16 protein-coding genes are annotated in these 13,342 nt (G+C 35.5%); 11 read left to right on the top strand and 5 right to left on the bottom strand.

Going from position 1 to position 13,342, the window contains the following annotated elements; translation table 11 throughout:
• Positions 1-281 precede the first annotated feature (281 nt).
• Both I7H67_RS19445 and I7H67_RS19440 read left to right on the top strand, forming a co-directional pair.
• On the top strand, positions 282-716 hold the full coding sequence (locus I7H67_RS19445) for a hypothetical protein (protein WP_198308631.1): 435 nt from the start codon (positions 282-284) through the stop codon (positions 714-716).
• A 119-nt stretch (positions 717-835) separates the two neighbouring features.
• A complete protein-coding gene (locus tag I7H67_RS19440; protein ID WP_192454066.1) occupies positions 836-1,819 on the top strand; it encodes an ion transporter in 984 nt (327 codons plus the stop codon).
• 32 nt (positions 1,820-1,851) lie between these two features.
• Here the strand turns inward: I7H67_RS19440 and I7H67_RS19435 are convergent, their stop codons facing one another.
• On the bottom strand, positions 1,852-3,045 hold the full coding sequence (locus tag I7H67_RS19435; RefSeq protein WP_198308630.1) for an MFS transporter: 1,194 nt from the start codon (positions 3,043-3,045) through the stop codon (positions 1,852-1,854).
• A 226-nt stretch (positions 3,046-3,271) separates the two neighbouring features.
• Here I7H67_RS19435 and I7H67_RS19430 point away from each other — a divergent pair, with 226 nt between their 5' ends.
• The 3 genes from I7H67_RS19430 to I7H67_RS19420 all read left to right on the top strand — a co-directional run bounded on the left by I7H67_RS19430 (position 3,272) and on the right by I7H67_RS19420 (position 5,856).
• Positions 3,272-3,700, top strand: coding sequence for a hypothetical protein (locus I7H67_RS19430; protein WP_198308629.1), 429 nt, complete (start codon positions 3,272-3,274; stop codon positions 3,698-3,700).
• Between the two features lie 151 nt (positions 3,701-3,851).
• The gene (locus I7H67_RS19425; protein WP_198308628.1) at positions 3,852-4,649 is read left to right on the top strand and encodes a DUF4198 domain-containing protein; all 798 of its coding nucleotides are present in this window, start codon (positions 3,852-3,854) and stop codon (positions 4,647-4,649) included.
• Positions 4,650-4,935: 286 nt separating this feature from the next.
• The gene (locus tag I7H67_RS19420; protein ID WP_002122195.1) at positions 4,936-5,856 is read left to right on the top strand and encodes a LysR family transcriptional regulator; all 921 of its coding nucleotides are present in this window, start codon (positions 4,936-4,938) and stop codon (positions 5,854-5,856) included.
• A gap of 62 nt (positions 5,857-5,918) precedes the next feature.
• On the opposite strand, the gene I7H67_RS19415 is transcribed toward I7H67_RS19420, so the two are convergent.
• Positions 5,919-6,371: a DUF441 domain-containing protein gene (locus I7H67_RS19415; protein ID WP_198308627.1), complete on the bottom strand. Its 453-nt coding sequence runs from the start codon at positions 6,369-6,371 to the stop codon at positions 5,919-5,921.
• 251 nt (positions 6,372-6,622) lie between these two features.
• Here I7H67_RS19415 and I7H67_RS19410 point away from each other — a divergent pair, with 251 nt between their 5' ends.
• Both I7H67_RS19410 and I7H67_RS19405 read left to right on the top strand, forming a co-directional pair.
• Positions 6,623-6,841, top strand: coding sequence for a hypothetical protein (locus I7H67_RS19410; protein ID WP_004791556.1), 219 nt, complete (start codon positions 6,623-6,625; stop codon positions 6,839-6,841).
• Between the two features lie 103 nt (positions 6,842-6,944).
• On the top strand, positions 6,945-7,649 hold the full coding sequence (locus I7H67_RS19405; protein ID WP_198308626.1) for a pseudouridine synthase: 705 nt from the start codon (positions 6,945-6,947) through the stop codon (positions 7,647-7,649).
• Here the strand turns inward: I7H67_RS19405 and I7H67_RS19400 are convergent.
• From I7H67_RS19400 to I7H67_RS19390, 3 genes are all read right to left on the bottom strand, one after another.
• On the bottom strand, positions 7,642-8,085 hold the full coding sequence (locus I7H67_RS19400; RefSeq protein WP_002122286.1) for a GNAT family N-acetyltransferase: 444 nt from the start codon (positions 8,083-8,085) through the stop codon (positions 7,642-7,644). The two genes, I7H67_RS19405 and I7H67_RS19400, sit on opposite strands and share 8 nt — an antisense overlap.
• Before the next feature lie 98 nt (positions 8,086-8,183).
• Complete coding sequence (locus I7H67_RS19395; protein ID WP_107880931.1) at positions 8,184-8,492, bottom strand: type II toxin-antitoxin system RelB/DinJ family antitoxin; 309 nt, start codon at positions 8,490-8,492, stop codon at positions 8,184-8,186.
• Between the two features lie 111 nt (positions 8,493-8,603).
• Positions 8,604-9,512 carry a pseudouridine synthase gene (locus I7H67_RS19390; protein WP_198308625.1) on the bottom strand — a complete coding sequence of 303 codons (909 nt, stop codon included), beginning with the start codon at positions 9,510-9,512 and terminating at the stop codon, positions 8,604-8,606.
• Positions 9,513-9,632: 120 nt separating this feature from the next.
• Between I7H67_RS19390 and tsaE the strand changes: the two genes are divergently transcribed.
• From tsaE to hfq, 4 genes are all read left to right on the top strand, one after another.
• A complete protein-coding gene (tsaE, locus tag I7H67_RS19385; RefSeq protein WP_198308624.1) occupies positions 9,633-10,106 on the top strand; it encodes a tRNA (adenosine(37)-N6)-threonylcarbamoyltransferase complex ATPase subunit type 1 TsaE in 474 nt (157 codons plus the stop codon).
• Positions 10,099-12,048: a DNA mismatch repair endonuclease MutL gene (mutL, locus tag I7H67_RS19380; RefSeq protein WP_005306607.1), complete on the top strand. Its 1,950-nt coding sequence runs from the start codon at positions 10,099-10,101 to the stop codon at positions 12,046-12,048. Before tsaE ends, mutL begins: the two co-directional genes overlap by 8 nt.
• Before the next feature lie 6 nt (positions 12,049-12,054).
• On the top strand, positions 12,055-12,999 hold the full coding sequence (gene miaA, locus I7H67_RS19375; protein WP_049836982.1) for a tRNA (adenosine(37)-N6)-dimethylallyltransferase MiaA: 945 nt from the start codon (positions 12,055-12,057) through the stop codon (positions 12,997-12,999).
• A 94-nt stretch (positions 13,000-13,093) separates the two neighbouring features.
• On the top strand, positions 13,094-13,342 hold a 249-nt coding region (gene hfq, locus I7H67_RS19370; RefSeq protein ID WP_198308623.1), incomplete at its 3' end, for an RNA chaperone Hfq.

The raw sequence follows: 13,342 nt of genomic DNA, 5'->3' as shown, positions 1-13,342 counted from the left end.
TATATATCTAGATTAAGGTATAACGGGTGTAAAAAATTATTAAATAAAATAACTTAGATATAATATTGGATAAAAATTGGTCTTTCTGAGTTGTTGATTTTATTGAAAGCGTGAAATGAGTCATGAGTTTATTTGAAAACGTTAAATATATCATTTTAAAATTTGATATATATAAAATTGAATATAGTAGTAGTAATTAACTGGTTTTTTGTTTTAAAATAATTAAACGAACTTAAAAATAATTAAAAAAAATATGGGTATTTTATATAGGGAATTTGAGAATGCTAAAGACAATAGTTGAATTTAAATTTGATGATTATCAACTATATGAACAAAAAATACACTCCAACGAAGGAGGAGTTTTAGTTCAAAAAACTGAAGACATCGCGCAATATATTTTTAGTATATTGAGAAATAGATATCATTTAAATGTAGAACTATATAGTGAAAATTGGGGATGGCAAATTGAAATTCCATTGCCTGAAATAACGATGTATCTGGGAATAAGTGTCTATGAAGAATATAGAAATGGATTCGCAATTTTTATTTCACCGAATACACCTATTTTAAGAAAGTTTTTATTTCGAAAAATTGATATTACCCATCATATTATGGTGCTGCAAAATTATATAAATATTATCTTAAAATCACATCCAGGAATCTATGATGTGATGTGGTGGAAAGAAAATGAATTCCGATGTGTAGCGGCGAGCTGAAGTAGAAAAATATAAAATTTTAATTATCGAAGCGTGTTAAGGAAAATTTATTAAAGACCGTATTGGTGAATAGGCAGTGAGAGCTTACTATATCTACAATATCAAGTGGTCAGATCAATATGCAAAATTCAGCGTTGAAGGGATTGCGTAAGTTTTTCTATAATAATCTTCATAATCATGACTATGAAACTACGGTAAGTAGATGTATTAATTATTTTTTAGTTGTTTTAATTGTTGGTAATGTCGCTGCCGTTTTATTAGAAACAGTAAATGATTTGTACACAAGCTATCGTATTTGGTTCGACTATTTTGAAGTTATTTCAATTGCAATTTTTAGTATTGAATATTTATTAAGACTGTGGAGTGTTGCAGATCGAGATACGACACAATCTGCATGGAAAATTCGCTTGAACTGGATGAAAAGCGGAGAAGCAATTATTGATTTGATGGCAATTTTACCTGCCTATCTCAATTTCTTTGTACGAATTGATCTTCGTATGCTCAGAATCTTACGTTTGCTTCGTTTATTAAAATTAACACGGTATTTTATCTCATTACAGATATTGTTATGCGTGATCAAACGGGAGAAAGGTTCTTTTCAGGCAGTTATCTTTATTTTAATCATTATGATTATTATGACTGCTTCAGGAATTTATGTGGTTGAAAACAAGGCTCAGCCAGAAGCTTTTAGTTCAATACCTAAATCTATGTGGTGGGCTGTAGTGACTTTAACCACCGTGGGCTATGGCGATGTAACACCAGTGACCAGTTTAGGAAAGTTACTGGGGGCACTCATTACAATCTTGGGTGTTGGTATTGCGGCTTTACCAGCTGGTATTTTGGCATCGGGGCTTGCAAATGAACTTAACCAGCGTAATCAAAGACTAGAGCAAGAATTTCGTGAATTACTTCAAGTACGAGGTATTGATATTTTACATGATGAAGTTGAAATAGAACGAATCCGTCAAAAAGTAGGTCTACCCAAAGAGCAAGCGCATAACCTGATTGTTCAAATTATGCGAGAAAAAGTATTAGAACAAGAAGAGTCTGTTAGAGAGAAAAAATGTTATTGTCCACACTGTGGTGGAAAGCTAACTGATTAGAAATAATAAGTTAGCATTTTCTTTGATTAAATTTACTTACTGGCTTTTTCAACAGCAAATGCAATAAGTAAAATGATAAGACCACCGAGACTCAAAACAAAACCTACCCAGATTGGCGCGATCCAACCCATTTGGTGGCTGAGTACCCATCCCCCTAAAAATGCACCTAATGCATTGGCCATATTAAAGGCAGAGTGGTTGAGTGATGCTGCTAATGTTTGGGCATCGCCTGCAACATCCATTAGACGGGTTTGCAAAGCTCCGCCTAATCCCATTACAGTGAGACCAATCAAAAATAATGAAGCAATAGCACTATAGATATTACTCATTAAGAAACTGGCAACAACAAAAGCGATAGCAGAACTAATTAATACACCTACAATCGTTTTGTTTAGGTTTTTATCTGCAAGCCATCCTGCTGCTAAACCACCAATAACCATACCGATACCCCAGATAGCTAAAGCGATAGGGACAATTTGGATATTAACTTTTGTATATTCAGTTAAAATTGGTGAGACATAACTATAAACAGAAAACATGCCTCCAAAACCGATAGCCCCTACCGCTAGTGTTAGCCACATATTGATATTTTTAAGGCCAGCTAACTCTGTTTTTATACTCGCAGTAGCTTGGACTGGAATATTGGGTACAAAGAAGCCAACAGCAATTAAAGTAACGAATGCAATGGTTGCTGAAAATTCAAAACCTGCTCTCCAGCCAAAATTTTGACCTAACCACGTTGCGAGAGGAACACCAATTACAGTTGCCACTGTAAGACCCATCATCATTTGGGCAACCGCAGAAGCTCTTCTTGATGGACCAGCTAGTTCTGCTGCAACTAAGGCACCCACTCCAAAATATGCTCCGTGTGGTAAACCTGCAATGAAACGCGAGATTAAAACAGTTTCAGGTGTATGAGCTAAGGCAGTACAGGCATTAGCAACACCATAAAAAAGCATTAAGCCTAGTAATAAAGTTTTTCTAGGTACTTTGGCTCCGAGAATAGCAATGATAGGAGCACCAATAACTACACCCAATGCATAGGCACTAATAAAATGGCCAGCTTCAGGTACTGTAATATGTAAATTATTTGCAATTTCTTGAATCAGTCCCATTGCGACGAATTCGGTAGTTCCAATACAAAAACCACCTACAGCGAGAGAGAAAATTGCTAAAAAGAGAGAATAGTGTTGATGTTTAGAAAGGGGAGATTGTGGGGACGCCATAATAAGTTGAGGAAAGACACAAAAAAGAGAAGTATAAGGGAAAAGAGAACAGAATAATAAAAAACTAAATTAATGAGAAAATGATTACATATTCAAATGAAGTAAATTTAAATTTTTATATGGAATAATTCATCGAAAAACTTTTAAAAATTATATATGATTAGCGCGTAATACTTTAAGCATTACAACAAGTTGTATAAATATCTAAAAAAAGAGATGCTAAAACGTGAGAAAATTATTTATTACCTGCCTTATGGGTATGGCTATATTATCTATGTCTGGTTGCGCAGTATTTATGGCGGGTAATCAACCAAGTAAAAAAAATTTAAATGTTCTAAATCCAGGCAGTTCTCGTAATTATGTGATTGCTGAGTTTGGTGCGCCTGTACTTTCAGAATACCGTGATGGAACACGCGTTGAGATCTATACTTTTCAGCAAGGTTATTCAAAGTGGGTGAAAGTCGGCAGAGCTTTTGGTCATGGTGTGGCAGATGTGGCTTCAATCGGCCTTTGGGAAGTATTTGGGACTCCGACAGAAGCATATTTTAATGGTAAAGAAACTTCATACGAAGTATCTTACGGACCAGATGATTTAGTGAAAAGCTATAAGCTAATTGATTTCGATCAGACATTTCCAAAGATAAAGCAGCAATAAAATCAAATTAAATAAGAAAAGGCCTTCGGGTCTTTTTTTATGTAAAATTAAATTTATTAATGATAATAAGAATTATTTTTATTTATGTATACTGTATCCGCCTATATTTTGTCTGATTTTTTCACTTTGCATACAACAGGATTTTGTAATAATGAATAGATTTCTAATGACGTCACTTGCATTGATATGTACAACGGGCTTTGCTCATGAACCTTATGTAGCGCCTGTAGCTTATAAAACTGACCAGACTCAAGTACCTGTAATTGCTGGTTATGCTGAAGAAGCATTAAATAGTGAATATCCTTTAAGGGATGCCAAGCTTACTGTAATTACACCTAAAAATGAGCTTAAAACCGTTAACTCAGAAGCTGTGCATAAATCTGTAACTGTTTTTGATATAGATCTACCTGAAGAAGGTACATACATTGTTCAAACTCAGACGAGTTACCCTTTAAAATATGTATTTGACCAAAAAGAATGGCATCTATTTTTTGATATGCCAGCTGATAAAGTTCCACCGAAAGCAGAACGTGAATATTTGATTCCGACTGACCTTAAAACAAAAACAATTAAAACAGAACAAGTAACACGTGAGTGGATATTGCAGAGTTATCTTTCTAAGGGAAAAATTTCAGATATTCAGCTTCCTAATACACCGATTAAAGTTAGTTTTTCTGTGCATCCAAACCAGATTAAAGCTGCTCAACCAGTTAAATTAGCTATAACTGAAAAGGGCCAGCCTTTAGCTTATGCTGAAGTTAATGTAAGAGAAAAAGGTGTAACTGACAAACAAGTGCAGCAGTTTAAGGCTGAAAAGAATGGTCAGGTTGAGCTTAGATTTCCAAAGGCTGGAGAGTACTTAGTAGAAGTAACAGCTCCCCTAAACTTGAAAGTAAAACCTAAAAAACAGAGTTATACGATTATTAGCTTAAATGTATTAGCACAATAGTTTTTAGTTTTTTATAAAAATAGACCTAATAAAGGTCTATTTTTGTCTTATGCTTTTTAACCACTTTAAAAACTTTATGAAATCGTTTTAATTTCCCTTCATTTTTGAAGATACCTAAATTCATCCCATGTAAAAATAGTGAAATAAAATTCATGTTGAGACAAACTAACTAATTTTGTGTTAAAGTGAATAAAATTCATTAATGAAGATTTGTCGAAAGTTTTATGGAAAAGCAAACATGAGCTTTACCCATTTATAGATAAATCTACTTTTCAAGCGTGGGCCCATGTTAGAAATTCGTCACCTTAAAACCTTAGTTGCCTTACGTGAACACGGTTCATTGGTTTCGGCAGCAAATGATCTTTGCTTAACGCCATCTGCCATTTCTCATCAGTTAAAAGAATTAGATCATTGGTATGGGGTAGAGGTTGTTAATCGTCGAAGCAGACCTGTTAGTTTTTCTAATGTTGGACAGCGCTTATTAAAGTTAGCCGATGATGTTTTGCCACAAATTCAGATCACCCACAGTGATATCACGCGTATTGTGCATGGGCAGACTGGCAGAATTATTTTTTCATCGGAATGCCATAGTTGTTTTGACTGGTTAATGCCTTTATTAAATCAGTATCGTCAGCAATACCCAGATGTAGATTTAGACTTCGCTTCAGGTTTTGAAGCCAATCCGCATGAACTCTTACAAAATGCAGAATTTGATTTACTGATTACAGCTGACCCAATTGCGTTAAAAGGAATTGAGTATTTTCCGATTTTTGAATACGAATCCCGTTTAGTCTTATCAAATACGCATCCTTTGGTACGGGCTGAAAATATTACAGTGCAAGAGTTGGCCGAAGAAGTTTTAATTACCTATCCAGTTGATAAGCACCGTTTAGATATTATGTCGAAACTTTTCATTCCTGCGAATATTCAGCCTAAGCAAATACGAACAACTGATTTAACTCAAATGCTTATTCAGCTTGTTGCAAGTGGACGAGGTATTGCTGCTTTACCTGATTGGGTGGTAAATGAATATGAACAAAAGGGTTGGGTTACAAGCCGCCGTTTAGATTGTGTTTCTCCTACAGGCTTAAGACGAACTTTATATGCGGGTTATCGAACTGAAGAAAAAGAGAAAAGTTATTTTGAAGGATTTTTAAAGCAGTTAGAAAAGTTCTCTTTAAAACGAAACGCTTATTATTCTGGCTAAAAATAAAAACTTAACCTAAGTGTTAAAAAGGTGCTTAATTGCACCTTTTTTATATCGACTTCTTATTTACCAATAAATAAAGAGAGTAAGCCTGCCGCAATTAGAGGGCCGACCGGTACACCACGGAGTAAAGCAACACCAGCAACTGTACCAATCAGTAAACCTGCAACCACGTCAGGTTGGCTTGACATTAGTTTTACTCCACGACCACCCAACCAAGCGACTAATAAGCCAATTGCAATAGCCAAAAGTGATTTAAAACTAACAAATGACTTTAAAATACTCTCTCCACTGAGCTTCCCATTGGCAATGGGAGTAAGTACACCAATCGTTAAAATAAGAATTCCTAAATTAAGACCGTGAGCTTGAATATAGGGGAAAAACTCATTTAATGGCGTAATTTTAACGACAATGAGCACACCGGCTGCAATCGTTACAGCTGCATTTTGACTTAATAAGCCGCAGATCAACAGAACGAGTAGAACAACTAAATTAACATCAAATTGGGCAAGCATGGGGAGTGCGGAGGAAGTAAATAAATGGAATTGTATAATATTTAAGACACGTAATGTGAACGCTTTAAAAGATATAGCCGATTTTAAATCTTATTTTTAAGAATAAATGATTGTATATCTCTCAATCCTAAAGAGTTTTAATTTCTGGTTACGCTTGGAAACAATGTTATATAAATTAACAAGTTAAAAATTTTAGTTTTTAAAAATTGTGATATAAAAATAGTCATTACTCATGAGTATAGGACAGATTTATGGACATTATAGATATCAAAATCAAAGATCAGTTTGACCAGATTCATGATGCAAAAGCGCAACTAAAGAAAAATTTAGTTGAACATGAAAATGAATCGTTAAAGCTAAGCCAACGTATTGAACATATTATTGTTGATAATGAAATTATTCTGCCTACTACCGAATTATTATTTGAAAGTGAACAGAATGAAAATATTTATCGAGTAGTTGAAGAGTAAAGTGTGCGAGTTGAATGAAGTAAATTTAAAGAGCTGCTCGTAGCGTTTAGTAAAAAGTGGAAACTACGTTAAAATAACAGCTTAGTTCTAATGAGAAAACTTCATGCTGCTGGAAAAAATTTTACAATCACAAGGGTTTGGTTCTCGTAAATATTGTCAGCAGTTAATAAAAAATGGATCTGTAAGTATTGATGGAGAGGTTGCAGATGATCTCAAAAAACAATTCTCTCCAGAAAATTTAGAGTTTTCTCTTTTTGGGGAAACTTATCAATATCGAGAAAAAGTTTACCTTGCTCTAAAAAAACCAAAAGGTTTTGAGTGTTCACACCAGCCTCATCATCATCAAAGCGTATTTAGCCTTTTACCAGAAATTATGATTCAACGTGGTGTGCAGGCTATTGGTCGCTTAGATCAAGACACAACCGGCTTACTTTTACTTACTGATGACGGTAAATATCTTCAAGCTTTAACTCATCCTCGTAAACATGTACCAAAGGTTTATCATGTTACGACTATAGATCCGGTTAGACCTGAGCAAATTGAGATGTTGAGCCAAGGTGTGAGTTTGCATCAAGAAAAGGGTATTTTTGCTGCAACAGATGTGGAGATATTAGAAACGCATCAATTAACTATGACGATTCATCAAGGTGTTTATCATCAAGTAAAAAGAATGATTGCGGCTGTAGGAAATAAGGTAGAAGCATTACATCGCCATCAAGTGGGGCAATTGGTTTTGCCTGAACTTGAAGATGGTGAGTGGGTTTATTTATCTGAACAACAAAAACGGCTCGCTCAAAATATCATTTGAGAAAACAATGGAAGGTTTGGAACTCACTATCTCGAATAAATCCCATTTGTTCATATAAACGATGAGATTCATGGTTGTTACTTTGAGTTTCCAAACTAATCCGCAAAGCATTTTCTTGTTTTGCAAATAAGATTGCTGTATCGATTAGCTGTTTAGCAGAACCTTGACGGCGGAAAACGGGCGTAACATATACATCATCTAAAATATAGTAAGTTGAACAAGCAACTGAAGAAAAACCTAAATAGAGTAAAATAAAACCCGTGATTTTATCGTCTTTAATATGAATGAAGAACACACTTTCTCTATTCTCAAAACGTTGTTTAAGGAAGTGAAGTGATTCATTAAAATTAGAAGAGGCCCCATAAAATTGGCGATATTCATCAAATAAAACGGCGAGTTGCTCTAAATCTTCAAAAGTCGCTCGTCTAACGATCATTTGGCACTCCTTGTAACTTATCATTATGTTTTTACAAAGAGAGCATAACGAAAAAAAGAGCTTTTTGACGTTAAAACTTGTTTATAAATGCAACAGTGTTAAGTTTTGTCGCTTTCACCAAGAAGTGCATTAAGTTCTTCAAATAAATCTTCATGGTCATCATCTTCAGTTAAAGTTGATGAATTTTGGCTTAATGAAGATGCTTTTGCTTTTCTCAGCTTTAATAATTGTTCCATATTAATATTCTGATTTTCGATAGCAAAAGGAATAGATTTAGTTAATACGACCTGTTTAAAAAAAAGTCGTACTGCTTGGGCAGGGGTAATTCCCAGTTGTTTAAAAACAGCAAAAGCCTGCTTTTTTTCTTGGGAGTCAAGTCGAACCTGATAAACTTCTGTTTTTCGCATGAATAACAAAACCAAATGATTTTTAATTTTTAGGAATTTATTTTAAACCATCGCAATGTAATTTCAATGCTTTTTGGCATAAAAAATAATCTTTTTGTCATTACGGTTACATTACAATGTCAATTCAAACTCAGAATTAAAAGACATTCCCTCTTTTGTGAGGGGATCTATAAATGAAATGTGCTTAGCTAGCAGCTGTAATGGTTCCGAGAAATCATCTTCAGCCTTGTGTTGAACTACTGGATAAAATGGATCATTTTTAATCGGAATTCCCAAATGGCTTAAATGCACGCGAAGTTGGTGCTGTTTGCCTGTTGTCGGTGTTAAGCGATATTTTGCCCAAATCTGGTTATGCTCGATAAGCTCAATATAAGTCTCGGTATTTGTTTTTGCATTTTCTATAACTTGCATAGTGTAAAAAGGATGACCTTTATCTAAATGCAAATGTAATGTCTGAGGAAAATTTAAATCTTTTTTATAAGGTGCAACAGCGTGATAAATTTTATTGACTTGGCGCTCTGCAAATAATTGTTGGTAAATACCACGCGACTCAACCCGTTTGCAAAATAGAACAACACCAGCAGTTTCACGATCTAGACGATGAATAGGGGTTAAAAATTCATTGCCTGTTTGTTTTTTTAGTCGGACTAAAAGCGTTTCTTGAACATATTGTCCAGTCGGGCTAATTGTTAGAAAATGGGGTTTATCGACCACCAGTAAATCATCATTCTCAAATAAAATCCGATGTTCAAATGGAACATGTGGTTCATATGCAAGAAATCGATAATAAAAAATATGCGTATTACTTTGGTATGGACTATCTAATGTTAGTTTTTGTCCATTTGCCCCATAAATAAGTCCATCTTGAAATCGTTGTTGCCACTCTTGCGCTTTAATATGTTGGAAATGTTGGCATAGATACTCATAAATAGTTTGAGTATTTGTGTGTGCAGGAAGATAGACTTGGCTTGCGCTTACACCATCAATCATAGGTGGCAAAAAATCGTTCGGACTAGACATAAAAAAGTGTAAATATGTAAGAAAATTGATATAAAAAAAGCCAACTTCTAGGGCTTAAGTAGGCTTTTAAGGCAGGGCAATGTTATCATATCGATTATTTCGAATCATGTTATGTGTGCTATGTCGTATTCATTGAAATTGGTCTTAAATCATGAAGAAGATACTGAGCGTTTAGCTCAAGCTTTGGCGCAGCATGTTCAGTCGGGTGTAATTTATTTAATTGGGGATCTAGGTGCGGGTAAAACCACACTTACGCGCTATTTCTTACAGGCTTTGCGCCACAAGGGCTCTGTTAAAAGTCCTACTTATACACTCGTTGAACCCTATAAAATTAATGATAAAGAAATTTTTCATTTTGACTTATATCGTTTGAATGATCCGTACGAACTTGAATTAATGGGAATCCGTGATTATTTAGATATCGCAGACGCATTATTTTTATTTGAATGGCCATCAAAAGGTGGTGATGAAATTCCAAAGGCCGATATCATTATTGATATTCAAAAGTCAGATGATGAGTTGAGCCGTTTAGTAACCCTAACTTTACCTACAGAACATTTGTATCAGACTTTGCAGGAACAGCTTCATGACTGATGAAAAGCTAACACAACGTCGTATCCATACATTAGACGCAGCGTTAGCCAACCAGATTGCTGCTGGTGAGGTGATTGAGCGTCCTTCATCTGTTGTTAAAGAATTATTAGAAAACTCTATCGATGCCGGTGCAACTGAACTCATTGTACGTATTGCTCAAGGTGGTTCGACCCTAATAGAAATTATTGATAATGGGCATGGCATTCATTCTGAAGATTTAGCATTAGCGGTTATGCGTCATGCCACAAGTAAAATTAAAACGGCAGAAGATTTACACGCTATTGTAAGTTTAGGATTTCGTGGGGAGGCACTTGCTTCGATTGCTGCTGTTTCAAGATTGACATTAACGAGTAGCCAAGATGAAAGTGGTATTGGCCATCAGGTTGAAGTAAACGGCACAGCATTTGATCATCAAGAAGTACAAGCTGTTGCTGCTCAAAAGGGAACCCATATACGTGTTCAGGACTTATTCTTTAATGTTCCTGCACGCCGTAAATTCTTAAAAAAACCAACCACTGAATTTGGCCATATTGAAGAGATTGTTCGCCGTCTGGCCCTAACACATTTCGATATACGTTTTGTGCTTGAGCATAATGATAATATTAGAATTAATTTACCTATAGCGGATAGCGGCGAGCTGCGTTTTCAGCGGGTACAGCAATTATTAGGTTCGCAATTCGTACAAAATGCATATTGGATGGATGCTGAAAGTATTAGCATGCGTTTATCGGGTTGGCTTGGCCATCCTTCTGATGCACGTGCGCAGGCTGATATGCAATATGTTTATGTAAATGGACGTATTGTCAAAGATAAAACGATTTCGCATGCGCTACGCATGGCCTATGACGGTATTTTACATGGTCATCAACATTCATCTTATCTACTTTTCTTAGAAGTCGATCCTGAAAATATTGATGTCAATGTTCATCCTACAAAACATGAAATTCGCTTTTTAAATCAAAGAGAAGTGCATGAGTTTGTAAGACATTATGCAAAAGAAACTTTATCGCAATTTCAGACAGCGAGTGCTGATCTAGCTCAAGCAATGAAAGTAGATGAACAATCAGATTATTCAGTACAGCCGCAGCCTAAATATCAAGAACAATTTTCATTGCACAGAGCAAATGAAACTTTAAATGCAGATAGTGAACCACAGACTCAGCACGCACCAACAGAGTTATTAACCGATTTTAATGCTAGTCGTCCGCAAGCTGTTCACTATGCAGATCAAACACCAAAATATAATGGTTCTGCTCAATTAAATAATGCGTTAAAGACATACTTGGCGCCTCTACGTGACCAACCTGCTACTTTTTCAGTAAATGAAAATATTGAACCAGTAACTAAAGTTGATGAGTTTCCTTTAGGTATCGCAATTGCTCAACTTCATGGAATTTATATTCTAGCGCAGAATACCGAAGGGCTTATTATTGTTGATATGCATGCGGCACATGAGCGTATTTTATTACAACAAATGAAAAATGCTTGGGATAAACCTGAATTTTGGACATCTCAGCAGTTACTTATACCTAAAGTCATTTCTATTAGCCGTATGCAGGCCGTTAGGGTAGAGGAATTAAAACCTCAACTTGAGCGCTTAGGTTTGGAAATTGATTTATATGGCGATGAGCAAGTTATTGTTCGTGGTGTGCCTGCCATATTACAAAAAGCTGATTTTGAAAATCTTATTCCAGAGCTGTTAAATGATTTAGATCCAAATGATGAAGCCCAAGGGTTACTTCAAAAAAGAGACGAATTATTAGCTGGAATGGCATGTCATGGGGCAGTGCGTGCACATCGACAACTCAGCCTTTCAGAAATGAATGCTTTACTTCGTCAAATGGAACAAACTGAATTTGCGAGCCAATGTAACCATGGGCGGCCAACTTGGCGTGCATTTCCATTATCTCAATTAGATAAATTATTTGCTCGAGGAGAGTAGTTTTACATGTCAAATCAATTGCCCGTCATCAATTTAATGGGACCAACTGCGAGCGGAAAAACCGCTTTGGCATGTGAATTATACGAGCGTGGAAATTTTGAGCTAATTTCTGTTGATTCTGCACTCGTCTATAAAGATATGGATATCGGCACGGCTAAACCAACGCGTGAGGAGCAAGCGCTCTATCCTCATCATCTCATTGATATTATTACGCCTCTTGAAGTTTATTCAGCTGCTCAGTTTGTTGAAGATGCATGTAAGTTAATTGATGATATGCATTCACGTGGTAAGACTCCTATTTTGGTAGGAGGCACGATGTTGTACTTTAAGGCATTATTAGAAGGGTTGTCTGGTAATTTGCCGAGTGCTGATGCTCAAGTTCGCGCAGCAATTGAAGAAAAAGGTTTAAATGAAGGGTGGCAGGCCGTTTATGATGAGTTGGTTTCTGTAGATCCTGCTGCTGCTATAAAATTTAATGTGACTGATAAGCAAAGGATTATTCGAGCCTTAGAAGTTTATAAGATTACGGGTGAACCAATTACTAAATTGCAGGCAGAACAACCAAAAAACGTACCATATCGATACATATTTCATAATTATGCTTTACTTCCAGATCGGGTAGAATTACATCAACGCATTGAGCAAAGATTAAGCAAAATGTGGGATATCGGTTTTTTGAGTGAAGTTGAAGCTCTAATTGAAAAATACGATTTAGATGAAAATTTACCCTCAATGCGTTCAGTGGGTTATCGACAAGCACTAGAATTTCTATTAAAAAGTGACTTAAGTCTCAAAAGTAAACGTGAAATGGAGGATAAAGCTTTATTTGCAACACGACAACTTGCCAAACGTCAATATACGTGGTTACGTTCTTTGCAAGAAATACACGATTTTAAAACTTACTTGACGATAAAGCAGGCGAAAGAAGACTTGCGAAACTCTTATGGATAAAGCAAAATTTGCACACTGTCTTTTTATAATTTTTAGTTGAAAAATAAAGATAGTTTTTTTGCGCTGATTTAAAAATTTTTTTTTGGAGTTAAAAATGTCTAAAGGTCAAACTTTACAAGATCCGTTCTTAAATTCTCTCCGTAAAGAACGTATCCCTGTTTCTATTTTCCTTGTGAACGGTATTAAATTACAGGGTCATATTGAATCTTTTGACCAATATGTTGTTTTATTAAAAAATACAGTAAGTCAAATGGTTTACAAACACGCTATTTCAACTGTTGTTCCAGCTCGTAACCCACGCCCAGCAGGCGCGCAAGGTACTGGCTTCCCAGCACAAGGTGGC

Origin of the sequence: Acinetobacter sp. ACIN00229 (assembly GCF_016106645.1) — a bacterium.
Lineage (GTDB): Bacteria > Pseudomonadota > Gammaproteobacteria > Pseudomonadales > Moraxellaceae > Acinetobacter > Acinetobacter oleivorans.
This window is presented reverse-complemented; position numbering and strand designations above follow the sequence as displayed.

Bases quoted from the DNA above. Each gene is read 5' to 3' on its own strand.
- I7H67_RS19415 (WP_198308627.1), bottom strand. From the start codon at position 6,371: ATGCTTGCCCAATTTGATGTTAATTTAGTTGTTCTACTCGTTCTGTTG.
- I7H67_RS19395 (WP_107880931.1), bottom strand. From the start codon at position 8,492: ATGCGAAAAACAGAAGTTTATCAGGTTCGACTTGACTCCCAAGAAAAA.
- I7H67_RS19390 (WP_198308625.1), bottom strand. From the start codon at position 9,512: ATGTCTAGTCCGAACGATTTTTTGCCACCTATGATTGATGGTGTAAGC.
- I7H67_RS19440 (WP_192454066.1), top strand. From the start codon at position 836: ATGCAAAATTCAGCGTTGAAGGGATTGCGTAAGTTTTTCTATAATAAT.
- I7H67_RS19425 (WP_198308628.1), top strand. From the start codon at position 3,852: ATGAATAGATTTCTAATGACGTCACTTGCATTGATATGTACAACGGGC.
- tsaE (WP_198308624.1), top strand. From the start codon at position 9,633: ATGTCGTATTCATTGAAATTGGTCTTAAATCATGAAGAAGATACTGAG.
- I7H67_RS19435 (WP_198308630.1), bottom strand. From the start codon at position 3,045: ATGGCGTCCCCACAATCTCCCCTTTCTAAACATCAACACTATTCTCTC.
- miaA (WP_049836982.1), top strand. From the start codon at position 12,055: ATGTCAAATCAATTGCCCGTCATCAATTTAATGGGACCAACTGCGAGC.
- I7H67_RS19405 (WP_198308626.1), top strand. From the start codon at position 6,945: ATGCTGCTGGAAAAAATTTTACAATCACAAGGGTTTGGTTCTCGTAAA.
- I7H67_RS19445 (WP_198308631.1), top strand. From the start codon at position 282: ATGCTAAAGACAATAGTTGAATTTAAATTTGATGATTATCAACTATAT.
- mutL (WP_005306607.1), top strand. From the start codon at position 10,099: ATGACTGATGAAAAGCTAACACAACGTCGTATCCATACATTAGACGCA.
- I7H67_RS19400 (WP_002122286.1), bottom strand. From the start codon at position 8,085: ATGATCGTTAGACGAGCGACTTTTGAAGATTTAGAGCAACTCGCCGTT.
- I7H67_RS19410 (WP_004791556.1), top strand. From the start codon at position 6,623: ATGGACATTATAGATATCAAAATCAAAGATCAGTTTGACCAGATTCAT.
- I7H67_RS19420 (WP_002122195.1), top strand. From the start codon at position 4,936: ATGTTAGAAATTCGTCACCTTAAAACCTTAGTTGCCTTACGTGAACAC.